A 25,118-nucleotide genomic window follows, 5' to 3' on the forward strand; every position below is an offset into this window, starting at 1 on the left:
GCCATGTTCCCCCGTCCCATCCAGACGATGTCCCCCGCGGCGCAGCGCACCTACAAAATCGTGCTGCCGATCATGCTGGTCCTGTGGCTGCTGCCGCTCCTGGGGGTCGCGATGACCTCGGTGCGCCCGTCGGGCGACCTGGCCGCAGGCAACTATTTCGGCATCCCGTCGCGCTTCGCGTGGGAGAACTATGCCGACGTGTTCCGCAATTCGCCCCTGGCGCAGTACCTGTGGAACAGCTTCCGCATCACCATCCCGGTGATGATCGGCGCGGTGGGGCTGTCCTGCCTGACCGGATTTGCGCTGGCGGTCTACAAGTTCCGCCTGTCGCTGGTGGTGTTCTTCATGTTCGTGGCGGGCAATTTCGTGCCCTTCCAGATCCTGATGGTGCCGGTGCGCGACCTGACGGTGGACATGGGTCTCTACAACACCATCACCGGGCTGGCGCTGTTCCACATCGCCTTCCAGACCGGGTTCTGCACGCTGTTCATGCGGAACTTCATCAAGGCCCTGCCGCGCGAGCTGATCGAGGCGGCGCGCGTCGAGGGCGTCACCGAATGGCAGATCTTCTGGCATATCGTGCTGCCGCTGGTCCGGCCCGCCATCGCGGCGCTGTCGGTGCTGGTCTTCACCTTCATCTGGAACGACTATTTCTGGGCCATGGTCCTGACCACCGGGGCCGAGACGCAGCCCGTCACCGCCGGCCTGAACAGCCTGAACGGCCAATGGATCGCCGCCTGGCATCTCGTCAGCGCGGGCTCGATCCTGGCGGCCCTGCCCCCGGTCCTGATGTTCTTTCTGATGCAGCGGCACTTCATCGCGGGCCTGACCCTGGGTGCGGTGAAATGAGGCTCTGGCGCATTGACACCCCCGCGCAGACCCTGGTCCTGGGCAGCGATGGCGGCATGGCCTGCTGCCATTACTGGGGCGCGCCCCTGCCCGCCGACACCGACCTCGACGCGCTGGTCGCGGCGGGGACGGGCGGCATCACCGGCGGCATGCTGGACGCGCTGCCGCCCTTGTCGCTGATCCCCGAGGCGCGGCGCAGCTTTCCGGGCCAGCCGGGCCTGGTCGCCTTCCAGAACGGCCTGCCCCTGGAGCCGGACTGGCGCCTTGACGGCGTGGATGAGGCGGACTGCCTGACCCTGCGCCATGTCGCGCCGGGACTGCGCCTGGACATCACCATCCGCGCCAGGGATCACGGACTGATCGCGCTGTCGGCGCGGCTGACGGCCGATGCGCCCCTGACGCTGCATCATCTGGCGCTGGCCCTGCCTGTGCCCGCGCATCTGTCGGAGCTGACCGAGCTGACGGGCCGATGGACGCGCGAGTTTCAGCCCGTCACGACCCCGCTGGACCACGGCGCGCGGCTGCGCGATGCGCGCACCGGCCGGTCGGGGCATGAACATCCGCCGCATCTGTGGCTGACCACGCCCGGCACCACCAACACGACCGGCGAGGCCGTGGCCCTGCATTACGGCTGGTCGGGCGGCCACCGCATGCTGGTCGAGGCCCTGCCCGAAGGCCGCCGCCAGATCCAGCTGGGCCACTGCTCCGGCTCGGAACGCGCGCCCGGCACGGAGTTCGAGACCGCCGAGATATGGCTCGCGCGCGGCGATGCGGGGCTGAACAGCGTGGCGATCCCGTTCCAGCGCGCCATCCGCGACGCCCTGCCCCCCGCGCGCCAGCCCCGCCCGGTGCATTACAACGGGTGGGAGGCGATCTATTTCCGCCATGACGCGGCCGAACTGGCCCAGATCGCCGAACGCGCCGCGGCCCTGGGGGCCGAGCGCTTCGTGCTGGACGACGGCTGGTTCGGGCGGCGCGACGACGACACCTCGTCCTTGGGCGACTGGACCATCGACCCACGCAAGCATCCGCAGGGGTTCCAGCCGCTGATCGACCGGCTGCGCGCATTGGACATGCGCTTCGGCCTGTGGTTCGAGCCCGAGATGATCAATGAGGACAGCGACCTTCACCGCGCGCATCCGGACTGGGTGCTGGGCCCGGCGGACCAGATCCGGGGCCGCAATCAGCTGCATCTGGACATGGCCCGCGACGATGTGCAGGCCTATCTGTTCGACCGCCTCGGCGGCATCCTGGCCGCGTGGGAGATCGACTATGTCAAATGGGACCACAACCGGCTGACGCCCCATCCAGACGCGGCGCAGACCCGCGGCGTCTATGCGCTGCTGGACCGGCTGCGCGCCGCGCATCCGCAAGTGGAGTTCGAAAGCTGCGCGTCGGGCGGGGGGCGGATCGACGCGGGCATCCTGACCCGCTGCGGCCGCGTCTGGCTGTCGGACAGCAATGACGCGCTGGAGCGGCTGCGCATCCAGCATCACGCCGCGATGCTGCTGCCCGCCTGCGTGACTGGAAGCCATGTGGGGCCGCGCGACTGCCACACCTCGCACCGGGTGCTGCCCATGGCCTTGCGCGCCTGGACCGCGGCGCAGCGGCATATGGGCTTCGAGATGGACCCGCACGAGCTGACCGAGGAGGAGGCCGCGACCCTGACCCGCGTCACCGCCTGGTGGAAGGCCAATCGCGGCTGGATGATGGCGGGCGACATCTGGCGGCTGGACCGTCCGGAGGGCGCCCTGGCCGAGATGCAGATCGCCGCCGACGGCCACCGCTTCGTGGCCTTCGCGGCGCAGATCGACGCGTCGCCCACCGTGCAGACCCCGGCCCTGCGCCTGACAGGGCTGGACCCCGCCGCGCGGTACCGGCTGGAGATGATCGAACCCCCCGCGGGGCATCACACATCGGCCACGGCGCTGTCGCGCGGGCCGGTGATCCTGCCGGGTACGGCGCTGATGGCGCAGGGGGTTGCCCTGCCGCCGGCCTTCCCGCAAACCATCGCCGTGATCGAAGGGACGCGCCTGTGACGATAGACTGGATCGCCGCCGATTGGGGCACCACCAACCTGCGCCTCTGGGCCATGGCGGGCCGCAGCCCCGTCGAGGCGCGCCAGAGCGACCAGGGCATGGCCAGCCTGACGCCCGAGGGTTTCGCAGGCGCGCTGGCGCAGGCGACCCACGGCTGGCCCGCCGTCCCGGTCATCGCCTGCGGCATGGTCGGGTCGCGCCAGGGCTGGGTCGAGGCGCCCTATGCCCCCGTCCCCTGCCCCGCCGCGCCGCGCATGGTCGCGGTACCGGGCGATCCGGGCGGGCGGCCCGTGCGCATCATCTGCGGCATCCGCCAAAACGCCCCCGCCGATGTGATGCGCGGAGAGGAGACCCAGATCGCGGGCCTTCTGGCGCTGGACCCCGATTTCGACGGCATCGCCTGCCTGCCCGGCACGCATACGAAATGGGTCCGCATTTCCGCCGGAGAGATCTGCAATTTCAAGAGCTTCATGACCGGAGAGATCTTCGGACTGCTGACCAGGCATTCGGTCCTGCGCCATTCGGTGGGCGCGGGCGAGTGTGACCCGGCGCTGTTCCGCGACGCCGTGTCGGATGCCATGAGCCGCCCGGAACGCGGGTATGCGGGCCTCTTTCAGCTGCGCGCGGAATCGCTGCTGTCGGGGCTGGACCCCGCCGCCGCCCGCGCGCGCCTGTCGGGCACGCTGATCGGGTGGGAGCTGGCCGGCGCGCGGCCGTGGTGGCTGGGGGCGCAGGTCACGATCATCGGTGCCCCGGCCCTGTCGGCCCTTTATGCCGACGCGCTTGGGGCGCAGGGCGTTCCCGCCGCCCGCATGTCGGTCGAGGATGCCACTTTGGCCGGTTTGTCGGCCGCCCATCGCCAGTTTCTGCAAGGATAAGCCATGTCCCGCCCCCTGATCGCCATCCTGCGCGGCCTGACGCCCCAGGACGCCCCCGCCATCGGCCGCGCGCTGGTCGCGGCGGGCATCACCCGGCTGGAGGTGCCGCTGAACTCTCCCGATCCCCTGGAGAGCATCGCCTTGCTGGCGCGCGATCTGGAGGGTCAGGCGACGGTCGGCGCGGGCACCGTGCTGAGCGTCGATCAGGTCCGCGCCGTGCGTGCGGCGGGGGGCCAGATGGTTCTATCGCCCAACTGCAACGCGGACGTGATCCGCGCGACCGTGGCCCATGGCATGGCCAGCTATCCCGGCGTGATGACCCCGTCCGAGGCCTTTTCGGCGCTGGAGGCCGGGGCCACGGGCCTCAAGCTGTTCCCCGGAGAGCTGATCGGCCCCACGGGCCTGCGCGCCATGCGGGCGGTGCTGCCGCAGGGCACGGACTGCTGGGCGGTGGGCGGCGTGTCCACTGCCAACATGGCCGAATGGCGCGGCGCGGGGGCTGCGGGATTCGGGATCGGATCGTCCCTCTACAAGCCCGGCGACAGCGCCGAGACCGTGGCCGCCAAGGCCGCGGCCATCGTCGCCGCGTGGGAGCAGAGCGCATGATCTTCGACCCCACCCCCTGCACCCTGGGCGAGGGCCCGCTGTGGCATCCCGACCGGCAGTCGCTGTTCTGGTTCGACATCGTGAACCGCCGCCTGTTCGAACGTCCGCTGGACGGCGCCCGGCGGGAGTGGACGTTCCCGGACATGGTCTCGGCCGCGGGCATCGTGGACCCCGACCGGCTGATCGTCGCGTCCAGCCGCAGCCTGTCGCTGCTGGATCTGCGCGACGGCTCGGCCGAGGTCCTGGTGCCGCTGGAGGCCGACAACCCGGTGACGCGCAGCAATGACGGCCGCGCAGACCCGCAGGGCGGCTTCTGGATCGGCACGATGGGGCTGAACGCCGAACCCGGCGCAGGGTCGATCTGGCGCTATTACAGGGGCGAGCTGCGCCGCCTGTTCCCGGCCATCACCATCACCAACGCGATCTGCTTTTCCCCCGAGGGCGATCTGGCGCATTTCGCCGATACCGACCGGGCGACCATCTGGCAGGTGTGGCTGGACCGCGACGGCTGGCCCTTGGGCGAGCCGCGGGTCTTCATCGACCTGACGGCCGAGGGGCTGAACCCCGACGGCGCGGTGATCGACGCCGAGGGCGGGCTGTGGTCGGCGCAATGGGGCGCCTCGCGCGTCGCGCGCCATGACCGGCAGGGACGCTTCGACCGGGCGATCGAGCTGCCCGCGCGGCATGTCTCCTGCCCGGCCTTCGGGGGACCGGCGCTGGACCGGCTGTTCGCGACCAGCGCGCGGCAGGGGCTGAACGATCCCCGGCCCGCCGACGGCTGCACCTTCGTGGCGGATGCGGGCCTGCGCGGTCAGGCCGAGCATCGCGTCCTGATCGGCTGACATCCCCATCCTGCCTGCCCGGCGGGCGGCGGCGCCCATGCGGGCGTCATCGCCCTGCATCCGTTGCTGCGGCCCGGCAACAGGCTGCGCCATAGAGAAAATCCGCGATAGTTGCATATGGCAATGCCGCCGGGCCTGCCGTAAACCGAATGGCATGGCGCCCCGGCGCCTTGGATCGAGTTGACGTGTGACAAGAGGGACCGCAATGACCAAGAAGGCGCTGATCACCGGAATCACCGGGCAGGACGGCAGCTATCTGGCCGAACTGCTGATTCAGAAGGGCTATGAGGTCCACGGCATCAAGCGGCGGTCCTCCTCGCTGAACACGCAGCGCATCGACCACATCTATCAGGACCCGCATGCGGACGACGCGCGCATCTTCCTGCATTACGGCGATCTGGGCGACACCTCCTCGGTCATGCGGATCATGGCCGACGTGAAGCCGGACGAGGTCTACAACCTCGGTGCGCAGTCGCATGTCGCGGTCAGCTTCGCCACGCCCGAATACACCGCCAACGTGGACGCCATCGGCACGCTGCGCATCCTCGAGGCGATCCGGTTTCTGGGGCTGGAGGGCAAGACGCGCTTCTACCAGGCCTCGACCTCCGAGCTCTACGGCCTGGTCCAGGAGATTCCGCAGCGCGAGACGACGCCCTTCTACCCGCGCTCGCCCTATGCAGTGGCCAAGATGTACGCCTACTGGATCGCGGTGAACTATCGTGAGGCCTACGGGATCTATGCCTGCAACGGCATCCTGTTCAACCACGAATCCCCCCGCCGCGGAGAGACCTTCGTCACGCGCAAGATCACCCGCGGCCTGGCCAACATCGCCCAGGGGCTGGAGGATTGCCTCTACATGGGCAACATCGACGCGCTGCGGGACTGGGGCCATGCCAAGGACTATGTCCGCATGCAGTGGATGATGCTCCAGCAGGAGCGGCCCGAGGATTTCGTGATCGCCACCGGGGTCCAGTATTCCGTGCGCCAGTTCATCGAATGGTCGGCGGCGCATCTGGGCATCACGCTGCGCTTCGAGGGCACGGCCGAGCAGGAGGTCGGCATCGTCGAGACGGTGACCGGTGACGACGCGCCGGGCGTCAAGGCGGGCGACGTGATCGTGCGCATCGATCCGCGCTACTACCGCCCGACCGAGGTCGAGACGCTGCTGGGCGATCCGACCAAGGCCCGCGAGAAGCTGGGCTGGGTCCCCGAGATCACCACCCAGCAGATGTGCGAGGAGATGGTCGCCGAGGACCTGAAATCGGCCCGCCGCCACGCGCTGCTGCGCACGCATGGCTACGACCTGCCCGTCTATCACGAAAGCTGAGGCCGCCATGACGCGCATCTTCGTGGCGGGACATCGCGGCATGGTCGGCAGCGCGATCCTGCGCCAGCTGCAGGACCGCGCGGACGTCACGCCCATCACCCGCACCAGCGCCGAGCTGGACCTGACCGAACAGGCCGCCGTGCGCGCCTTCATGGCAGCGGAACGGCCCGACGCGGTGATCCTGGCCGCGGCCAAGGTCGGCGGCATCCATGCCAACAACACCTATCCGGCGGAGTTCATCCACCGGAACCTGATGATCGAATGCAACGTAATCCACGAGGCCTGGGCCCATGGCGTCACGCGGCTGCTGCAGCTGGGCTCCAGCTGCATCTATCCGCGCGAGGCACCCCAGCCCATCCGCGAGGACGCGCTGCTGACCGGCATCCTGGAGCCCACGAACGAACCCTACGCGATCGCCAAGATCGCGGGGATCAAGCTGTGCGAAAGCTACAACCGGCAGTACGGCACCGACTTCCGGTCGGTCATGCCGTCGAACCTCTACGGCCCGGGCGACAATTTCGACCCCGAGAACAGCCATGTCCTGCCCGCCCTCATCCGCCGCTTCCACGAGGCGCGTGAGCGGAACCTGCCCGAGGTCGTGATGTGGGGCACCGGCACGCCGCGCCGCGAATTCCTGCATGTGGACGACATGGCGCGGGCGTCTCTGTTCGTCTTCGACATGGACCGCGCCACCTACGAGGCCCATACCGAACCGATGCTGTCGCATCTGAACGTCGGCTCGGGGACGGACATCGCCATCGGCGATCTGGCGCGGATGGTGGCCGATGTGGTGGGCTACACGGGCCGCATCACCAACGACCTGACCCGCCCCGACGGGACGATGCGCAAGCTGATGTCCTCGGACCGGCTGACGGCGATGGGCTGGGCGCCGCGGGTGGCGCTGCGCGACGGGATCGCCGAGACCTATCGGTGGTTCCTCGACCATCGGGCGGGGTGAGGCGATGGCGCCGGAACGGGGCAAGCTGATCGCCTTTCGCGCCGACCGGATGGGCGGACGGCTGATCGCGCTCCTGAACACGCTGCGCTTCGCGCGCAGCCACGACCTGCCCTTCGTGGTGCATTGGCGCGACAGCGACGGGCTGGGCGACGGGACCGAGCTGTTCCACCCCGACTTCGTGCGCGACCACTTCATCGACAAGCCGACCTATCAGGCGATGAAGGCCAAGGCGACCGCCATCGGCACCGTCATCCACAGCCCGGACCGCGCGCGGTTCCTGTCGCATCTGGAGGGGGGGATGCACGTGCTGCTGGACCCGCCCTTCGACGTGCTGCGCCTGCCCTTCGAGGACGAGGCCGAGGTCGCGCGCACCTTCCGCGCGGTGGTCGAGGAGCTGCCCCTGAACCCGGTCCTGGCGCGCCACCTGGCCACGCTGCGCGAGCGGCTGCGCGACGGTCGGCGCACCGTCGCCTATCACATCCGCCGGGGCGACCTGACCAGCGACATGCGCGCCATGAACCGCGCCTGGCCCAACAAGTTCGTCCCCGACGAGTTCTTCGAGACCCATATCCGCGCCAACCTGGAGGGTGACGGCACCCGCACCGTGCTGTTCAGCGACAATGCCAGCGTGCTGGAGCGCTATACCGGCATGTTCCCCGACCTGCTGACCTTCGCGCGCATCGCCGACACGTCGGAGCTGACCGAGGTTCAGCGCGACGCGCTGGAGCTGTTCGCGATGTCGCTGTCGGACCTGATCGTGGCGCCGCCCTCCTCGGCCTTCAGCTCGACCGCCAAGACCATCGGCGGGGGCGATTTCCGCGACGTCGAATCCGAGATCACCCCCGAGGCGCGTCATGCGGCGCTGGACCTGCTGGCCGACCGGCTGCGCGACGAGCCGCACCTGTTCGCCAACGAGGGCGAGATCGGCCAGTATCTGGTCTATGCCTGCGAGCATCTGGTCAAGACCGGCCGGCGCGGCCAGTTCGTCGAGACCGCGCGCCGCCATATCGAGGGCGGGCTGAACATCGCCTTCGTCCACGCGATGACCCTGCGCGAGATGTTCTTCGACGGCCAGTATCAGCAGATCTGCGACCTGCGCCCGGCGATCGACCGGGGCTTCGTCGCGTTCCAGCGCAGCTTCGCGCAGGTGGCGCTCTATCACGGGCTGGCGCTGCTGATGCTGGGCCGGCGCGAGGCGGGGCTGGAGCAGATCATCTCGGCCTTCTGGCACGAGCCGGTCGAGGGAGAGATCAACGCGCTGGCGGGGCTGCTGCGCGCGCAGGGCGATTTCGACGAGGGCAACTTCTGGATCACCGACCCCGAGATCGAGCGGCTGTTCCCCAACCGCTTCATCGTCGATCATGTGCGCAACTTCTACAGCGCGGCGGTCGAGGCCGGGGTGCTGCGGTTCGACAAGATGGTGCCGACCAACCGGGTGATGGTCTGGGAATGGCCGGACTTCACCCGCTCGGACCTGCGCAGCCACTACAAGTTCCGCGGCCATTTCCGCACCATCCTGAAGATTCTGGAACGCCGCGACTGGACGCCCGCCTACCGGCCGCATTCCGACAGCTTCACCGGCATGATCGCGCTGCGCGAGGGCGATCTGGACCGCGCCCGGCAGATGCTGGGCGCGGCTGTCGCAGCCAGGCCCGACGTGGCGATCTTCCACAAGCGCCTGGCCGAGCTGCACCACGAGACCGGCGATCATGCCGCCGCCCTGGCCGCGATGGACGCCGCCATCGCGCTGGCGCCCGGCGCCTCGATCCTGCGGGCGATGCGCGGCCTGTTCCAGTGGCGCGCCGGGGATGCCGCGGGCGCGGCCGAGACGCTGGTCGCGCTGGTGGACGAGGGGCGGCTGCGCTTTCCGTCGGTCCTGTTCCTCGCCGCGGATGCGGCGCGGGACGCCGGCCGGCCCGAGGACGCCGTCCGCATCCTGGAGCAGGCCCTGCGCCTGGCGCCCCTGAACTGGCGGAAGCAATGCGACCTGGCGCAGATGAAGGCCGATCTGGGCGACCGCGAGGGCGCGCGCCGGGTGCTGGACTGGACGCTGCAATGGGCGGACGACCATCCGCCGCTGGTGATGCTGAACACCGACCTGATGGTCGAGGCGGGCCAGATCGATCAGGCGGTCACCCGGCTGGAACGGCTGATGGTGCGCCATCCCGACAAGGCGCAATATGCGCGACGCCACAAGAAGCTGATCCGCATGGCGCCCAAGGCGCAGGGTCGCAAAAAGGCAGGGGAACGGACATGAGACGAGGTCACAGCCGCATCGGCCAGGCGCATTTCCTGGTCTATTCGAACGGGGTCGATCCCTTCGCCCGCAATGCCGACGACTATTGCGCGTCGGCGCTGCAGGTCGGCTTCGACAGCGCGACCCATGTCACCGAGGCGATGCTGCGCCAGACCCCCTTCTGGGAGGAGAACCGCTTCATCCTGGAGCAACCGCGGGGGGCCGGATACTGGCTGTGGAAGCCCTGGATCATCCTGCAGAAGCTGCGCGAATGCGGGCCGGACGACATCGTGATCTACAACGATGCCGGGCGGTATGAACCCGGATCGTTCCGGCAGTTCCCCTCCTTTCCGCATGCCGCCGTCGAACTCTGCGCACTGACGCCCAAGCGGTTCATCCACGGCTTCATCTCGACCTGGCAGATCCAGGGCCATTACACCAAGCGCGACGCCTTCATCCTGATGGATGCCGACACGGACGAGCATCGCCTGGCCTGTCAGGTCTGCGCCGGACCGCTGCTGTTCATGCCGTCGAAGGCCAGCTTCGCCTTTCTGGAACGCTGGCTGGAGCATTGCCGCGATCCGCGCATCCTGACAGACCAGCCCGATGAGCTGGGCCAGCCCCACCCCGCCTTCATCGACCACCGCCACGACCAGTCGGTGGGCTCGATCCTGGCGCATCAGACGGGCGCGCATTATTTCGACTTCACCGCGGGCGGCGCCCTGGCCGCCTCCGAGGACGTGCGTCAGCGCAACCGGCACGTGCCGCGCCTGCAGACCCATATCGGCTACGTGAACCTGATCGCCGCGCGCGCCATGCCGGACGACTTTCTGGCCCGCGCCGAACCCGACATCACCGAACTGCGCGCCCTGCTGCGCAACCTGGTGCCCGGAGAGCCGGTGCCGGGCCATCCCGAAAAGATCCCCGACGCCGTGCTGCACGCGCAGCTGGCCGAGTTGCTGGCCCTGCCCGAACCGACGCTGACGCGCGATCACCTGATGCTGGCCATCGCCGGAAACCGGGTCACCGCGTCGCGCATGCATGTCCTGAAGAAGCACCCCGAGGAGGCCCCCGCCTTCTGGGAACACGCCATCGCGTCCTTCCGCGACCGCGCGGCGGCGGCCCATCGCGACGGCACGCCCGCGACGCTGGACGACCTGCCGCGCCTGGCGGTGCAGGCGCTGCGCGATGCCGAGGCCGCGATGCCCGCGCTGCGGGCCAAGCTGATGGCCGGTTATGTCTGGACCCTGCTCAGCGACGATGCGCGCGCGATCTTCAAGTCGGCCCACAAGAACGTCAAGTCCACCAAGGGCGCGGCGGCGATGGCGCAGTTCGTGACGCTGCTGGACGCGCTCGGCTTCATGCCGCTGGAGGCGGAGCTGGAGGGCAAGGACAAGCCCCTCTCGGAGGAGGTGTCGCGGCGGCTGATGGACTGGATGCTGGTGGACCGACCCGCGCCCGTGCCCGCGGCGGACGACCCGCGCTGAGGCGCGGGTCCCTCAGACCTCGACGGTGACGCGGCCCATCGGGTTGGAACAGCAGGCCAGGATCCAGCCCTCGGCGATGTCCTCGTCGCTGATGCCGCCGTTATGGACCATGTGGACCTCGCCGGCGGTCTTGCGGATCCGGCAGGTGCCGCAGAGGCCGAAGGTGCAGCCAGACGGAATGTTCAGCCCCGCCCGCTTGGCGACGGCCAGTACCGTGTCCGTCTCGGCGCAGGCGGCAGTGACGCCGCTGGCCGCGAAGGTGACCTGGGCGCGGGCCTCGTCGTCGGGGGCCACATCGTCCAGCACCGGAGCCTCGGCCTCGGTCGCGACGGGGGCGCCGAAGCTCTCCTGGTGATAGCGCTCCATGTCAAAGCCGAGCGCGATCAGCATGTCGCGCACCGCCTGCATGAAGGGCTCGGGGCCGCAGCAGAACACCTCGCGCTCCAGATAGTCCGGGGCCATCAGCCCCAGCATCAGGCTGTTCATGCGCCCCTGATAGCCGGTCCAGGTGCGGAACGGCTCGGGCTCCTCGACGGTGAAGCGCAGCTGCAGGCCAGGCACGCGGGCCGCGAACTGCTCCAGCCGGTCGCGGAAGATGATCTCGGACGGACGACGGGCAGCATGGACGAAGACGATGTCGGTGTCCTGCGCCTGGTCCCAGGCCCAGGTGGTCATCGACATCAGCGGCGTGACGCCCGACCCGGCCGAGATGAACAGGTATTTCCGCGCCGGATGCCGGTGGAAGCTGAAGATGCCCGCCGGACCGAAGGCCTTGATCCGCATGCCCGGCCGCAGGTGGTCCAGCATCCAGCGTGTGCCGATGGACGCGGCCTGCGCCTTGACCGTGACCGAGATCGACAGCGGCCGCGAGGGCGAGGAGCTGATCGTGTAGGTCCGCTGCACGTTGCCGCCCGGAACCGGCAGGTCCAGCGTCACGAACTGTCCCGGCTCATAGTCGAACCAGGCCCCGGAGGGCGCGCGGAAGATGAAGGTGGACGTGTCGCGCGTCTCGGGCACGACCATCACGCATTCCAGCGGCTCGTCGTCGGACCAGGGTTCGGCCGTCCAGTTCAGGCGCCTGCGGACCATTATTCCGCCGCCTGCTGCAGCCCGAGGCGCGACGCCATCAGCCCGCAATACCAGTCGATCAGGTGGATCACCCCGGCCTCCTGGCTGGGCGAATAGGGGCCGGGCTCGTAGGCGGGCGACAGGATGCCGGCCTGGTTCTCCTCGACCACCTGGCGGTCCTCGTCATTGGTGTTCAGCCAGACGCGGGTCAGGGTCTCCAGGTCGTAATCCACCCCCTCGACCGCATCCTTGTGGACCAGCCAGTTGGTCGTGACCTGCGTCTCGGTCGGGCTGATCGGCAGGATGCGGAAGACGATGGCGTGATCGGCCAGGAAATGGTTCCAGGACGAAGGGAAGTGATAGAACATCAGGCTGCCCGCGTCGTTCCAGGGCATGGTTCCCATGCGCCGCGCGACGGCGGCCTTGCCCGACATGGTGAAGCTTTCCTGATGGTCCATCAGCGGCACGCGCGCCATGCGCCACTGCATGTCGGGCGCGTTCACGAAGCGCGCGGGCAGCCCCTCGGCGTCGCAGCGGTCCCAATGCGACAGGATCTCGGGGCTGGCCGCGTTCGGCCCCTCCATCACCGTCATCAGCGGATCGTCGGAATAGGTCCGGCAGAGCGACGGGTGCGAACCGCTGCAGTGATAGCATTCGCGGTTGTTCTCCATCACCAGCTTCCAGTTGCCGTTCTCCACGATGGTGGAGGAGAAGGCGATCTTGGCATCCTCCAGCCCCGAGGGCGCGACATAGCGCATCAGGTTGGCGGCCAGCTCGTTGATCGCGGGCGGCACCGCGGCCAGGCAGATGAAGATCATCCCCTTGAGGTCGACGCAATGCACCGGCTTCAGGCTGTATTTCGAGGGGTCGAAATCGGGGCCCATGTCGCGCGCGAACAGCAGCTTGCCCGTCAGGTCGTAGGTCCATTGGTGATAGGGGCAGACCAGTTTCGGATTGGTGCCGTTCGATTTCGCGCAAAGCCGCTGGCCGCGGTGCCGGCAGACATTGTGGAACGCCCGGATGCGACCGTCCGCGCCGCGCGTGACGATCACCGGATAGTCGCCGACCTGCATGGTGACATAGCTGCCGGTCTTGGGCAGCTCGCAGCTGGGCCCGGCGAACAGCCATTCGCGATACCAGATCTGCTCCAGGTCGTCGCGGAACGCCTGTTCGGAACAGTAGAGATCGCGCGGCAGGGCGTGGTTCGGGCGACGCTCGGCGATCAGCTGGGCGGTGGTCTTGGTCTGGCTGTGGGTCATGGCGCGGCTCGGCAATCCGGGGGGTGATGGTGCCAACCTAATCGCAGCGATGCACGGAGGCGGACGATTTGCGACATTCGACCGGCGGAAACAGACATGGGCACGTTCCCGTCACAGCAGCCCCCGGTTGCGCAGCTGCGCCAGCTGCAGCCCGGAATGGGGTCCGCGTTCCGCCAGCATCCGGTGCATCTCTTGCGTCATCGCGGCGTCCCGGGCCAGCGCGACCGTGGTGAACAGCGCCGTGGCCTTCAGCTCCTCGGTCATCAAGCTCTGCATCCAGTCCTCCGCCCGCGGCAGCGACCACATCCGCCGCCCCGCCTGCGTGTGCAGCCGCGCATGGCGCAAGTCGACGAAGCCCGCCGCATCCGCGATCTCGTCCAGCCGGGGCAGGTGCCGGCCGCGCATGCAGGCCGTGCCGGTGCCCAGCACGTCGACCTTGACCACATGGGGGGCGCGCTTGTGGTACATGAAGGTCTTCCACCCCGTCACCCCGTCCCGGCCCTTGGCCATCCACGCATTGCCCAGATAGCCCAGAACGTGGTCCTCGCCCGGCAGCAGGTCGAAGGCCGCGACGGTGCGCGCGACATAATCCGGCGGATAGAGGATGTCGTCGTCGATGGTGAAGACGATGTCGTCATCGCCGGGCACGAAGGCGAACTTGCCGGCATCCTTGAGGTCGCGGTCGGGGATGATCGCGGTGATGCGGTCGTCGGCGGCGATGGCCGCAGGCACCGCATCATGCTGGTTCAGGCACAGGAACAGCCGGTCCACCTGCGGCAGGATCGAAGCCAGCGTCCGCTCCAGGACCGCCGCGCGGGGCGGGAAGGTGGCAAGATGGGCGCGGATCATCGCTTTCTCCGGGTCGCGGCGGGTCTGGGGGTCAGGATGGCGGCTTGGCGGCTGCGCGGCAAGCGGATCAGGCACGGCGCGAAGCGCGGGCGGCTTTCTGCGCATAATGGAAAATCCTTCCAGATGACTTGGCAAAAGGCATCTCACGGCTTATGCAGGATCGGCAGGCGCCCGTCGCCGATTCCGCCCGACATCCGAGGAGAGCCAGATGACCCAGACCGCCACCCACCGCCACGGGCTTGAGGTCCATGCCGATTTCGCCGCCTTCATCGAGGAGCGGGTGCTGCCGGGCACCGACGTGACGGCCGATGCCTTCTGGTCGGGCTATGCCGCGCTGCTGGACGGATTCGCCGGCCGCAACCGCGAGCTGTTGGCGATCCGCGCCGACATGCAGGATCGGATCGACGCCTGGCACAAGGCCCGCGGCAACCAGCCCTGGGACGCCGCCGCCTATCGCGCCTTCCTGACCGAGATCGGCTATCTGGTCCCCGAACCCGCCCCCTTCACCGTCGAGAACGGCGAGATCGACCCCGAGATCGCCACCCTGGCCGGGCCGCAGCTGGTCGTGCCGGTCAGCAATGCCCGTTTCGCGCTGAACGCCGCCAATGCGCGGTGGGGCTCGCTCTATGATGCGATGTACGGGTCGGACGTGATGGGGCCGGTGCCAGCGGGCGGCTTCGATCCGGCGCGCCGCGATGCGGTCGTGGCCAAGGCCGCCGCCTTCCTGGACGATGCGCTGCCGCTGGAGGGCGGAAGCCATGCCGATGTCACCGCCTATGACGCGGATGCGCAGGGGCTGGTCGCGACCGTCGCGGGGCAGCCCCTGCGGCTGGCCGATCCGGCGGCCTTCGTCGGCACCCGCCGCGACGGGGCCGACACCGGATATCTGCTGCGCCATAACGGGCTGCATGTCGAACTGGTGATCAACCGCGACCACCCGATCGGCGCGGCCTCGGCCAGCGGGCTGCGCGACGTGGTGCTGGAGGCGGCGCTCTCCGCGATCCAGGATTGCGAGGACAGCGTCGCCGCCGTCGATGCCGAGGACAAGATCGGCGTCTATGGCAACTGGCTGGGCCTGATGAAGGGCGACCTGACCGAGAGCTTCGAGAAGGGCGGCAAGGTCATGACCCGCCGCCTGGAGGGCGACCGCACCGTCACCCGCCCTGACGGCAGCAGCGTGACGCTGCAGGGCCGCGCCCTGCTGCTGGTGCGCAACGTCGGCCATCTGATGACCACCGACGTGATCCGCAAGGACGGCCAGTCCACGCCCGAGGGGCTGATGGATGCGATGGTCACCGTCGCCTGCGCCATCCACGATCTGAAGAAGACCGAAGGGCCCCGCAACAGCCGCGCCGGCGCGATATATGTCGTCAAGCCGAAAATGCACGGCCCCGATGAGGCGGCCTTCGCCGATGCGGTCTTTGCCCATGTCGAGCAGGCCCTAGGCCTGGCCCGCAACACCGTCAAGCTGGGCTTGATGGACGAGGAGCGCCGCACCAGCGCCAACCTGGCCGCCTGCATCCACGCGATCCGCAACCGGATCTTCTTCATCAACACGGGCTTCCTGGACCGCACCGGCGACGAGATCCACACCTCGATGCAGGCGGGGGCCTTCGTGGGCCGCGACGGGATGAAGGCCGCGACTTGGCTCAAGGCCTATGAGGATCGCAACGTGCTGATCGGCTTGGCCGCGGGCATGCGGGGCCGCGCCCAGATCGGCAAGGGAATGTGGGCGAAGCCCGACGCCCTGGCCGAGATGCTGGAGGTCAAGATCGGCCACCCGAAATCGGGCGCCAGCACGGCCTGGGTCCCCTCGCCCACGGCGGCGACGCTGCACGCGCTGCACTATCACCAGATCGACGTGGCCGCCCGTCAGGACGAGCTGCAGGGCCGGCCGGTCCCCGACCTGGACCTGCTGCTGACCCCGGCGCTGGCCGACGGCCCGATCCCGCAGGACCAAGTCCTGCGCGAGCTGGACAACAGCGCGCAGGGCATTCTGGGCTATGTCGTGCGGTGGGTCGATCAGGGCATCGGCTGCTCCAAGGTGCCCGACATCGACGACGTGCAGCTGATGGAGGACCGCGCCACCTGCCGCATCAGCGCGCAGTACCTGGCCAACTGGCTGGAGCACGGCCTGGTGAGCGTGGACCAGGTCGAGGACGCGCTGCGCCGCATGGCCGCCAAGGTCGACGCCCAGAACGCAGGCGATCCGGCCTATATCCCGATGGCGCCTGGCTTTGACGGCCCGGCCTTCCAGGCGGCGCGCGATCTGGTGCTGACCGGGACGACGCAGCCCTCGGGCTATACCGAGCCCGCGCTGCACGCCCGCCGGGCCGAGGCCAAGGCCCGCGCGGCCTGACACGGCGCGTGCGGCGGCGGTTGCCACGGCGCCGTCGCACGCTATGCTGCGCCCCGGTGTTGCGGAGCGGGTGATGGCGGGAAAGACGATTGCGGTGGCCGGGATCGGCTATGTGGGACTGTCCAACGCGGTCCTGCTGGCCGAACGCAACAGCGTCCGGGCGCTGGACGTCGATGCGGACCGCGTGGCGATGCTGAACGACCGCCGCTGTCCCATCGTCGACGCGGACATCGCGCGTCATCTGGTGGAGCGCCCGTTGGACCTGACCGCCACCACCGATCCCGCCCAGGCCTTCGCCGGCGCGGATTTCGTGATCGTGGCGACGCCCACGAACTATGACCCGGTCACGAACTACTTCGACACGTCCAGCGTCGAGGCGGTGATCCGTCAGGTGACAAGGCACGCCCCGCAGGCGGTGATCGTGGTGAAGTCGACCGTGCCGGTGGGCTTCACGCGCGACGTCTCGGAACGGCTCGGCACGGATCAGGTGATCTTCAGCCCGGAATTCCTGCGCGAGGGGCGCGCGCTGCATGACAACCTGCACCCGTCGCGCATCGTGGTGGGCGAGGACAGCCCCCGCGGCCGCGCCTTCGCAGACCTGCTGGCCGAGGCCGCGCTGGACGACGACGTGCCGGTCCTGCTGACCGGATCGACCGAGGCCGAGGCGATCAAGCTGTTCGCCAACACCTATCTTGCGCTGCGGGTGGCCTATTTCAACGAACTGGACAGCTATGCGCTGTCCTTCGGTCTGGACAGCCGCCAGATCATCGAGGGGGTCGGGCTGGATCCGCGGATCGGCACGCATTACAACAACCCGTCCTTCGGTTATGGCGGCTACTGCCTGCCCAAGGACAGCAAGCAGCTGCTGGCAAACTACAGCAGCGTGCCGCAGAATCTGATCGCCGCAGTGGTCGAGGCGAACCGCACCCGCAAGGACGTGATCGCCGACGCGATCCTGGCGCGCAGGCCGCGCGTCGTCGGCATCCACCGGCTGGTGATGAAGGCCGGGTCCGACAATTTCCGCCAATCCGCCGTGCAGGGCATCATGAAGCGGATCAAGGCCAAGGGCATCGAGGTCGTCGTCTATGAGCCCGCTTTGGCCGAGGACCGATTCTTCGGCTCCGAGGTCATCCGCGACCTGCAGGCGTTCAAGGCGCGGGCCGACCTGGTCGTGGCCAACCGACTGACCCCGGACCTGGCCGACATCGCCGACCGGGTCTTCACCCGCGACCTCTTCGGCGCCGACTGAGCCCGGATCAGCGGTCCAGCAGCGCCGCCTCGGCCGCAGGGTCCAGCGCGGCCCCCGCGCCGATCTGGTCCAGCGCCGCGTCGATCAGCCCGGTGCCCAGCTCGGATGCGGGCCGATAATCGTCCTGCGCCCCCGGCACCGCCAGCGCGACCGACCACCCGTCGGCGTCGCGGCAGGTCAGGCCGCGTTCGGCCGTGGTCTCGATCAGGCGGCACAGGCCCAGATCGGTCTCGAAGCTGGCCAGCGCGCGGGCGGGGGTGCCGTCGGGCAGCAGCGCCTCGCCGCCGGTGGGCACCGCCGACAGGGCGGCCGCGGCGATGGCCAGACCGCCGCCGGGCGCCTGCGGCAGGCCGCGCCCGATGAGGAACCCGCCCAAGCCCACGGCCAGCAGCACCGATGCCGCCATCGCCCACCGCACCGGTGACGCGACCGCCCGCGGGCGGAAGGGCACCACCGTGGCGGCGGGCGTCTCGGCGGCCATGATCGCGGCGATCAGGTGGTCGGGCACGGGCTCCGCCGGATAGGCCGCCCGCAGCGCCGCACGGCTGTCGGCAAAGCGCGCGAAGCGGTCGGCCAAGGCCGGGTCCTCGGCGATGCGCGTCCAGAGGCGCTCGGCCGTGGTCGGGTCCAGTTCGCCATCAGCCAGCGCCATCAGCATCTCGTCACTCTCGTCTGCGGGGTTGGGTCGGGTCATCGGGTCATGCCTCTGCGGATCATGCGTCAGGCCGAATGGGCCGAAAGGGTTGCGGGGTCGTCCTGCAGCATCTGCGCCAGCGCCGCGCGGGCGCGGGCCAGGCGGCTCATGATCGTGCCCTGCGGCAGGTCCAGGGCCAGCGCCGCCTCGCGATAGCGCATGCCCTCGACGCAGACCAGCATCAGCACCACGCGCTGCTCCTCGGGCAGGCGGGCCATGGCGCGGCGGACATCGGCCAGATGCAGGCGCGTCTCGGTGATCTCGCGGCCGTCCTGGCCGATCAGCGGCGCGGCATCCTCGGCGTCCAGGCTTTCGGTCTCGCGCCGGGCGCGGACATGGTCGATAAAGCTGTTGCGCAGGATGCGGAACAGCCAGCTGTCCATCCGCGTGCCGGGGTCGAAGCGGTCCAGGTTGCGCAGCGCCTTCTCGACCGTGATCTGCACCAGATCGTCGGCCAGCGCGTGCTGCCCGCACAGGCCGCGGGCAAAGGACCGCAATCGCGGCAGATGCGCGATCATCTGGGCGCGCAGGTCCTGGGTCACGACGTCTCTCCCTTGGCGGTCGCGGTTCGGGGGCTGAACGGAGCCGGGGCGCAGTCTATTCCATCCCTGCGGAAAGAAAACCGCGCGCCTTGTCGCCGCAGCCCCCGCGGCGGGCTGGACCGCGGCGCGGGCGGCGGGAATAATCGGCGCAGTCCGCCCGTTTCCGACAGGCCGCGCCGGTCCGGCGCCGATCACCGCAAGGAGCCGCCCATGACCCGCCATGCCCCCACCTCGCGCCGCGCGCTGCTGACCCGGTTGGGGCTGGCCGCGGGGCTGGCCTATGCGGCGCCCGTCCTCAGCGGCGTCGGGGTCGCCCGCGCGTCGGGAGCCAGCGCCGCATCCGTGTCCCGTCCGGCCGTGCGCCGGCGCGCGCGCCCCGAGATGGTCGTCCTGCTGGCCCCGGGCCAGAGCGCCGAGCCGCTGCGTCAGGCGGGCTACGGGGTCCTCGCGCAGCGTTCGAACGCGACGCTGGCGCGCGAGGCGCTGCGCCTGCGCCTGCCGCCGGGGCGCAACCCCGCCCAGGCCCGGGCCGAGATCGCGCGCCTGCTGCCCGGCGCGCTGGCCGAACCGAACGCCCTCTATCGCCCCGACGCGCTGACCTGCGAGGGGGACGACTGCGCGGCGCAGCGCCTGATCGGCTGGCAGCCCGCCGACCGGACCGCGCGGCCCCGCATCGGCATGATCGACACCGGCGTGAACCCCGACCACCCGGCGCTGCGCGGTCAGGACCTCGAGGTGAACCAGATCGACCTGGACGGGCGCGACGCGGCGGGGCGCATGCACGGCACCGCCGTCGCCGCGCTGCTGATCGGGCGGCCCGAGGGGCGCGCGCCCGGCCTGCTGCCCGCCGCGCGGCTGATCGCCGTCGAGGCGTTCCACAGCCGCGCCGACGGGGCGGCGGCGGACGCCTTCTCGCTTCTGGGGGCGCTGGACATCCTGATCCAGGCGCGGGTGCAGGTCATCAACATGTCCTTCTCGGGGCCGCGCAACCCGGTGCTACGCCAGATCGTGCAGAGCGCGCGCGATGCGGGCATCGGGCTGGTCGCATCGGCCGGGAATGGCGGGCCGGGCGCCGCCCCCGCTTTTCCCGCCGCCTGGCCCGAGGTCATCGCCGTCACCGCCGTCGATGCCGAACGCAGGCCCTATCGCCAGGCCGCGCGCGGCGAGCATGTGGCGCTGGCGGCGCCGGGCGTGAACCTGTGGACCGCGGCCTCGGTCGAGGGCGGGCGGCTGCGGTCGGGGACCTCCTACGCGGCGCCCTTCGTGTCGGCGGCCATGGCGCTTGGCATGGCGCGCGACGGGCTCAGCGCCGCCGATGCCCGCAGGCGGCTGTTCACCTGCGCCGCCGATCTGGGCGATGCGGGCCGCGATCCGGTCTTCGGTCACGGGCTCATCGTCTCCCCGTCGGCCTGCGCCGGGGGGCAGGACCGAATTTTTTCGGTCGGGGCGGAATAAGCGCCCCCCGCCCTCCGTTGCAGGGATGGGCCGGGCAAGACCGGCCCGGCAACACCAGGAAAGGGAACACGATCATGTCCGACACATCCGACATCCGCCTGTCGCGCCGGGGCCTTCTGGCCAAGCTGGGCCTTGCGGCGGGCGCCGCCGGGGCGATCTATGTGGCGCCTGCGCTGGCAGGCTTCGGCACCGCCCATGCCAGCGGCGCCAGCGGTCGCGGCGGCGGCCGCGGCGGAAACTCCGGCCGCGGCGGGTCCGGGCGCGGTGGGTCCGGTGGGGGCAATTCCGGACGGGGCAATTCGGGTCGGGGCAGTTCGGGCCGGGGTGGGTCCGGCCGTGGTGGCGCGGGCCGCGCAGGCTCGGGCCGGGGTCGCGGCGGATCGGGTCGCGGACGGGCCAGCCGCGCCTCGCGTCCCGCCGGCAACCGCGCCCGCGCCTCGCGCCCGGCCCGCGGATATCGCCGCAGCAGCCGCGCCTCGCGCCCGACGGCCCGGCGCGACTGGTCCAAGCCGTCGCGCGGCTGAGCCGGCATGGCCCGCCCGTCCCGCAAACGCCCGCTCCGGTCCGCGCCCCTGCCGCGCGGCCCGGTCCGGCACCTGCACTTTCCCGGCACCGGCCTGTCGATCCGCCTGACCGGCGCGGACGCGGTGCGGGATGCGCTGTTGGGCGCGATCAACGGCTGGCAGCCGCAGGTCCTCGACGCTCCGCGGCCCGGCGACCGGCGCGCCAGCCTGACGGCCGGGCGGGACGGCTTCGTCGCCCGCTCGCCCTTCTATGATGGCGATCTGTCGGGGCTGGACCGGGCGGGGGCGGCCTGCGCGCTGATCGCGGATCTGGCGGACGGGTTTCTGGACGGACGGCCCGGCTGTCTGGCGCTGCATTGCGGCGCGTTCCGCTTTGCGGGCGACCTGATCATGGTCGCAGGCCCCATGCGCGCGGGCAAGAGCACCCTGATCGCGCGCCTGACGGCCGAGCCCGACGTCACCGTCTTCTGCGACGATGTCCTGCCGCTGACCCCGGACGGCCAGGCCATCGCCCTTGGCATCGCGCCCCGCCTGCGCCTGCCGCTGCCGCGCGCGGCAAGCCCGGCCTTTCGCGCCCATGTCGCGGCGACACCGGGGCCGCGCGATGCCAGCTATGCCTATCTGGCCGCGCCCACCATCGCGCCGCACGGCACGCAGGCCAGGCCCGGCACGCTGATCGTGCTGGACCGCCACGACAAAGGCCCCGCGACGCTGCACCGCATGACGCCCGATCAGGCCGTCCATCACCTTCTGGCGCAGAACATGGGCGATCTGGGCCATGCGCAGCAGGCCTTTGCGCTGACCGGCGATCTGGCCGCACGGCTGAGCTGCCTGCGGCTGGTCTATGCCGATCTGGAACAGGCGGTGGCGCTGCTGCGCCGGGCCTTCGCCCCCGATGCGGGCCCCGAGACCAACGTGCCGCTGGCCCCCGCCCTGCCCGATCCGCTGCATGCGCCCGACCGGACCGTCGCGCCGGTCGCGCCCGACCGCCGGATGGCGCAACGCGGCGACGTCATGCTGCGCCGGATGGGGGCGGGGGCGTTTCTGTGGACCCCGCGCGCGACCACGATCTGGCATCTGAACCCGGTGGCGCATGCGGTCTGGACTCTGCTGGAACTGCCCGGCAGCGCTGCCGATCTGGCAGAGACGCTGGCCGAGGTCTTTCCCGATGTGGGCCGCGACAGGCTGACCCGGGATGTGGCGGCGCTTCTGGGCGATCTTCTGGCCGAGAGCTTCGTCGCTGACGCGCCACGCTGAACCCGTGGCGGGCCGGGCGCGTTGAGCGCAACACCCCAACCCTCAGGACGCACCATGACCGACGACGCCCTTGCCACGCTGGAAGCCCGCCTTGTCGCGCAACGCCGCCTGCTGGCGCGGCTGGTCGCGGCACTGGACCCGGAGGCCCGGCAACCCGTGATGGACTGGCTGAGCGCGCGTGAGACGCTGCGCGACGGGCAGGAGGACCCCGGCGCGGTCCCCGCCGAGGGCATGGGACAGGCGCTGGCCGTCTCCGACGAGTTCCGCATGATCCTGCGCCTGACCCGCGACCGACTGCACGAGATCGACCAGCAGGCCTAGCGCCGCGCCTGCAGCATCGCCTCCAGCGCATCGGGGCGGATCAGCGCGTCCAGATCGACCCGCGCCCGCAGCCGCGCGAGCAGCAGATAGAGCCCGCCGATCTTGCGGTGCAGGAACAGGATCTCGGGGGGCGGCATCTCGGCACGCGCGCGGGCCTGCGCCGCCTGCATCGCCAGATCGGCCACCTGGCGCGGGATGTCGGTCGCCGCCAGGTCCATCACGCCGCCCTGACGCAGGGGGCGGAAGGCCAGCTCCATCATCGCCATCAGCAGGTCGCGATGCGCAGGCTCGGTATCGGCGCGGAAATAGCCGATGGCTATGGCCGCATCGGCGATCGCGTCGCGGTCCCCGTCCAGCGCCGCCCGCAGCAGCGCCAGATAGCGCGGCGCGACCTCGGGCGAGAACCCCCGCGTCGCCCCGAAATCCAGCAGCACGATGCGCCCGCCATCGGGATGCCCCGGATCGGGCTGCCAGCGGTAATTGGCGAAGTTCGGATCGGTCTGCATCAGGTTGAAGCGGAACAGCTCCTCGATCACCAGCTCCGAGAGATTGCGCGCGGCCGCGTCGCGCACGGGCTGGGGCGCCTCGGCCAGCGTCTCGATGGGGCGGCTGTCGATGAAGTCCATGGCCAGCACGTCGGGCGTGGTGAACCGGTCGTCGGGACGCGGCAGCAGGAACGCGTCGCGTCCGGCCAGGTTGGCGCCATAGGCCCGCATCTGCGCGGCCTCGCGCGCGTAATCGGCCTCAGCATGCAGCTGGGTGCGGGCCTCGGCCATCAGCGCGGGCAGATCGACGCCCTCGGGCAGCAGGCCGGGAATGCGCATCATCAGCCCTATATTGTCGATGTCGCTGTCGATGCTGGCGCGCACGCCGGGATACTGCACCTTGATCGCCAGATCGCGCCCGTCGCGGGTCTGCGCGCGATGCACCTGCCCGATGGAGGCCGCGGCGATCGGACGGACCTGGAAACGCGCGAAATGGCGCAGCCAGCCCGGCCCCCAGGCCCGGTCCAGCACCGCCTGCAGCTGCTTGGGGGGCATCGGGTCGGCATCGGCGCGCAGCCGCGACAGGATCGCGGTCAGTTCGGGGGGCAGGAAATCGCCCGCCTCCATGGAGATCAGCTGCCCCATCTTCATCGCCGCGCCGCGCATCTGCGCCAGCTGCGCGGCCAGTCGCGCGGCATTGGCGGGGGTCAGGAACAGCTCCTGCGCGGTGGGCCGCCGCCCCGTCGCCAGCTGCCGCGCGCCCCCCGCCAGCGCCCGCGTGCCGATGCCCCCGGCCAGCCCGCCAAGGCGCAGCATCCGCGTCAGGCGGCCCTGCGGCACCGGGCGGGGGGTGCGCTCCTCGGTCACGATGCGCGGGCCAGAAGATGCGCGGCCATCGCCCGCCCGCTGGCCCAGCCATGTTCGGCCAATGGCCCAAGCGCCCAATCCCCGCCGACGATCAGCCCCCGCGCGTCGTCCTGCAGGAAGGCCCGCCCCAGGGGCCGCTCCGCCTGCGCGTAAAGCCAGCGATGCGCCGCGGCGTGGCGCAGCTGATCGGGCCGCGCGCCCAGCTCCGCCAGCAGCAGCGGCGCGATCATCGCGGCCAGTTCGTCGAAGGGCAGGTCGATATGCGCCATGCTCCAGTCCGGATCGGCCTGCACGACCCAGGTCGTCAGGGGCTGCCCCGCGCGGCCGGGTTTCGTGCCATCCTGCGCGATCCAGGCCAGCGGCCCCTGCCCCCTGCGCGTGACGAAGGGCCGCGGCGCATCCGGGTCCAGCGCCGCCATGACCGTGACGCTCGCGTGAAAGCGGACCTGCGCCAGATCGGCCGACAGCGGGTCGTCACCGCCCAGCAGGTCGCGTGCCTGCGGCGCCGGGATGGCCAGCACGACGCGGGCGGCGCGATGGTCGATCCCCTCGCCGCCCAGATGCCAGAGACCGTCGCGGCGGATCAGCCGGTTCACCGCCGCGCCCTGATGCAGATCCAACCCCTGCGCCATCGCGCGGGGGATCGCGGCCATGGCCGGGCGTCCGACCCATCCGTGCTGACCGGGCCAGGGGGCCGCATGGCCGCCATCCGCCAGCCAGGCGGCAAAGTCGGGGTCGCGCGCGGGCAGCAGCTGCGCGCCGTGATCGAACTGCAGCCCGCCATCCGTGCGCCGCGTCGACATGCGCCCGCCCGGCCCGCGCCCCTTGTCGAAGACCGCGACCCGCAGCCCGGCATCCGCCAGCGCCCGCGCGCAGGTCAGCCCAGTTATGCCCGCGCCGATGATCGCCACGTCGCCCTGCCCGCCCATACCCGATCCTTTCGTCGTTCGGCGCAGCAGGCCATGCC

At 70.5% G+C, this 25,118-nt stretch carries 22 protein-coding genes; 15 read left to right on the top strand and 7 right to left on the bottom strand.

All coding sequences use genetic code 11. The annotated features are described in order from the left end of the window. Window positions 1-3: 3 nt before the first annotated feature. The 9 genes from AACG61_RS19200 (at window position 4) to AACG61_RS19240 (ending at window position 11,222) form a co-directional block, all read left to right on the top strand. Window positions 4-849, top strand: coding sequence for a carbohydrate ABC transporter permease (locus AACG61_RS19200; protein ID WP_411840172.1), 846 nt, complete (start codon window positions 4-6; stop codon window positions 847-849). Then, window positions 846-2,888: an alpha-galactosidase gene (locus AACG61_RS19205; protein WP_411840173.1), complete on the top strand. Its 2,043-nt coding sequence runs from the start codon at window positions 846-848 to the stop codon at window positions 2,886-2,888. The genes AACG61_RS19200 and AACG61_RS19205 overlap by 4 nt, the downstream gene beginning before the upstream one ends. Next, on the top strand, window positions 2,885-3,766 hold the full coding sequence (locus AACG61_RS19210) for a 2-dehydro-3-deoxygalactonokinase (protein ID WP_411840174.1): 882 nt from the start codon (window positions 2,885-2,887) through the stop codon (window positions 3,764-3,766). The genes AACG61_RS19205 and AACG61_RS19210 overlap by 4 nt, the downstream gene beginning before the upstream one ends. Window positions 3,767-3,769: 3 nt before the next feature. Next, window positions 3,770-4,372 carry a 2-dehydro-3-deoxy-6-phosphogalactonate aldolase gene (locus AACG61_RS19215; RefSeq protein ID WP_411840175.1) on the top strand — a complete coding sequence of 201 codons (603 nt, stop codon included), beginning with the start codon at window positions 3,770-3,772 and terminating at the stop codon, window positions 4,370-4,372. After that, complete coding sequence (locus AACG61_RS19220; protein ID WP_411840176.1) at window positions 4,369-5,214, top strand: SMP-30/gluconolactonase/LRE family protein; 846 nt, start codon at window positions 4,369-4,371, stop codon at window positions 5,212-5,214. Before AACG61_RS19215 ends, AACG61_RS19220 begins: the two co-directional genes overlap by 4 nt. Before the next feature lie 205 nt (window positions 5,215-5,419). After that, window positions 5,420-6,541 carry a GDP-mannose 4,6-dehydratase gene (gene gmd, locus AACG61_RS19225; protein WP_411840177.1) on the top strand — a complete coding sequence of 374 codons (1,122 nt, stop codon included), beginning with the start codon at window positions 5,420-5,422 and terminating at the stop codon, window positions 6,539-6,541. A gap of 7 nt (window positions 6,542-6,548) precedes the next feature. Continuing rightward, the gene (gene fcl / locus AACG61_RS19230) at window positions 6,549-7,499 is read left to right on the top strand and encodes a GDP-L-fucose synthase (protein WP_411840178.1); all 951 of its coding nucleotides are present in this window, start codon (window positions 6,549-6,551) and stop codon (window positions 7,497-7,499) included. Between the two features lie 4 nt (window positions 7,500-7,503). Further along, entirely contained in the window at window positions 7,504-9,756 is a 2,253-nt protein-coding gene (locus AACG61_RS19235) for a tetratricopeptide repeat protein (RefSeq protein ID WP_411840179.1), read from the top strand. Beyond that, window positions 9,753-11,222, top strand: coding sequence for a hypothetical protein (locus tag AACG61_RS19240; RefSeq protein ID WP_411840180.1), 1,470 nt, complete (start codon window positions 9,753-9,755; stop codon window positions 11,220-11,222). The genes AACG61_RS19235 and AACG61_RS19240 overlap by 4 nt, the downstream gene beginning before the upstream one ends. A gap of 12 nt (window positions 11,223-11,234) precedes the next feature. Here the strand turns inward: AACG61_RS19240 and AACG61_RS19245 are convergent, their stop codons facing one another. The 3 genes from AACG61_RS19245 to AACG61_RS19255 form a co-directional block, all read right to left on the bottom strand. Continuing rightward, on the bottom strand, window positions 11,235-12,311 hold the full coding sequence (locus AACG61_RS19245; protein ID WP_411840181.1) for a 2Fe-2S iron-sulfur cluster-binding protein: 1,077 nt from the start codon (window positions 12,309-12,311) through the stop codon (window positions 11,235-11,237). Continuing rightward, window positions 12,311-13,549, bottom strand: coding sequence for an aromatic ring-hydroxylating oxygenase subunit alpha (locus AACG61_RS19250; RefSeq protein WP_411840182.1), 1,239 nt, complete (start codon window positions 13,547-13,549; stop codon window positions 12,311-12,313). Before AACG61_RS19250 ends, AACG61_RS19245 begins: the two co-directional genes overlap by 1 nt. 111 nt (window positions 13,550-13,660) lie before the next feature. Next, entirely contained in the window at window positions 13,661-14,473 is an 813-nt protein-coding gene (locus AACG61_RS19255) for a hypothetical protein (RefSeq protein WP_411840183.1), read from the bottom strand. A gap of 133 nt (window positions 14,474-14,606) precedes the next feature. On the opposite strand from AACG61_RS19255, the gene AACG61_RS19260 reads away from it, so the two are divergent. Together AACG61_RS19260 and AACG61_RS19265 are read left to right on the top strand one after the other, a co-directional pair. Continuing rightward, window positions 14,607-16,757 carry a malate synthase G gene (locus AACG61_RS19260; RefSeq protein ID WP_411840184.1) on the top strand — a complete coding sequence of 717 codons (2,151 nt, stop codon included), beginning with the start codon at window positions 14,607-14,609 and terminating at the stop codon, window positions 16,755-16,757. A 73-nt stretch (window positions 16,758-16,830) separates the two neighbouring features. Further along, the gene (locus AACG61_RS19265; RefSeq protein WP_411840185.1) at window positions 16,831-18,006 is read left to right on the top strand and encodes a nucleotide sugar dehydrogenase; all 1,176 of its coding nucleotides are present in this window, start codon (window positions 16,831-16,833) and stop codon (window positions 18,004-18,006) included. Window positions 18,007-18,013: 7 nt separating this feature from the next. Here the strand turns inward: AACG61_RS19265 and AACG61_RS19270 are convergent, their stop codons facing one another. Then, entirely contained in the window at window positions 18,014-18,700 is a 687-nt protein-coding gene (locus tag AACG61_RS19270; RefSeq protein WP_411840186.1) for an anti-sigma factor family protein, read from the bottom strand. A 26-nt stretch (window positions 18,701-18,726) separates the two neighbouring features. Next, window positions 18,727-19,242: a sigma-70 family RNA polymerase sigma factor gene (locus tag AACG61_RS19275; RefSeq protein ID WP_411840187.1), complete on the bottom strand. Its 516-nt coding sequence runs from the start codon at window positions 19,240-19,242 to the stop codon at window positions 18,727-18,729. Between the two features lie 210 nt (window positions 19,243-19,452). Between AACG61_RS19275 and AACG61_RS19280 the strand changes: the two genes are divergently transcribed. From AACG61_RS19280 to AACG61_RS19295, 4 genes are all read left to right on the top strand, one after another. Beyond that, complete coding sequence (locus AACG61_RS19280; RefSeq protein ID WP_411840188.1) at window positions 19,453-20,697, top strand: S8 family serine peptidase; 1,245 nt, start codon at window positions 19,453-19,455, stop codon at window positions 20,695-20,697. A gap of 74 nt (window positions 20,698-20,771) precedes the next feature. Beyond that, complete coding sequence (locus AACG61_RS19285) at window positions 20,772-21,221, top strand: hypothetical protein (protein ID WP_411840189.1); 450 nt, start codon at window positions 20,772-20,774, stop codon at window positions 21,219-21,221. A 6-nt stretch (window positions 21,222-21,227) separates the two neighbouring features. Beyond that, a complete protein-coding gene (locus AACG61_RS19290; RefSeq protein WP_411840190.1) occupies window positions 21,228-22,478 on the top strand; it encodes a PqqD family protein in 1,251 nt (416 codons plus the stop codon). 54 nt (window positions 22,479-22,532) lie between these two features. Further along, on the top strand, window positions 22,533-22,799 hold the full coding sequence (locus AACG61_RS19295) for a hypothetical protein (protein WP_411840191.1): 267 nt from the start codon (window positions 22,533-22,535) through the stop codon (window positions 22,797-22,799). Here the strand turns inward: AACG61_RS19295 and AACG61_RS19300 are convergent. Together AACG61_RS19300 and AACG61_RS19305 are read right to left on the bottom strand one after the other, a co-directional pair. Beyond that, on the bottom strand, window positions 22,796-24,151 hold the full coding sequence (locus tag AACG61_RS19300; protein WP_411840192.1) for an ABC1 kinase family protein: 1,356 nt from the start codon (window positions 24,149-24,151) through the stop codon (window positions 22,796-22,798). The genes AACG61_RS19295 and AACG61_RS19300 overlap by 4 nt on opposite strands. Further along, complete coding sequence (locus AACG61_RS19305) at window positions 24,148-25,080, bottom strand: NAD(P)/FAD-dependent oxidoreductase (protein ID WP_411840193.1); 933 nt, start codon at window positions 25,078-25,080, stop codon at window positions 24,148-24,150. The genes AACG61_RS19300 and AACG61_RS19305 overlap by 4 nt, the downstream gene beginning before the upstream one ends. Between the last annotated feature and the right edge of the window lie 38 nt (window positions 25,081-25,118).

This window comes from Paracoccus sp. ME4 (genome assembly GCF_046736325.1).
In the GTDB taxonomy this organism is placed as follows: domain Bacteria; phylum Pseudomonadota; class Alphaproteobacteria; order Rhodobacterales; family Rhodobacteraceae; genus Paracoccus.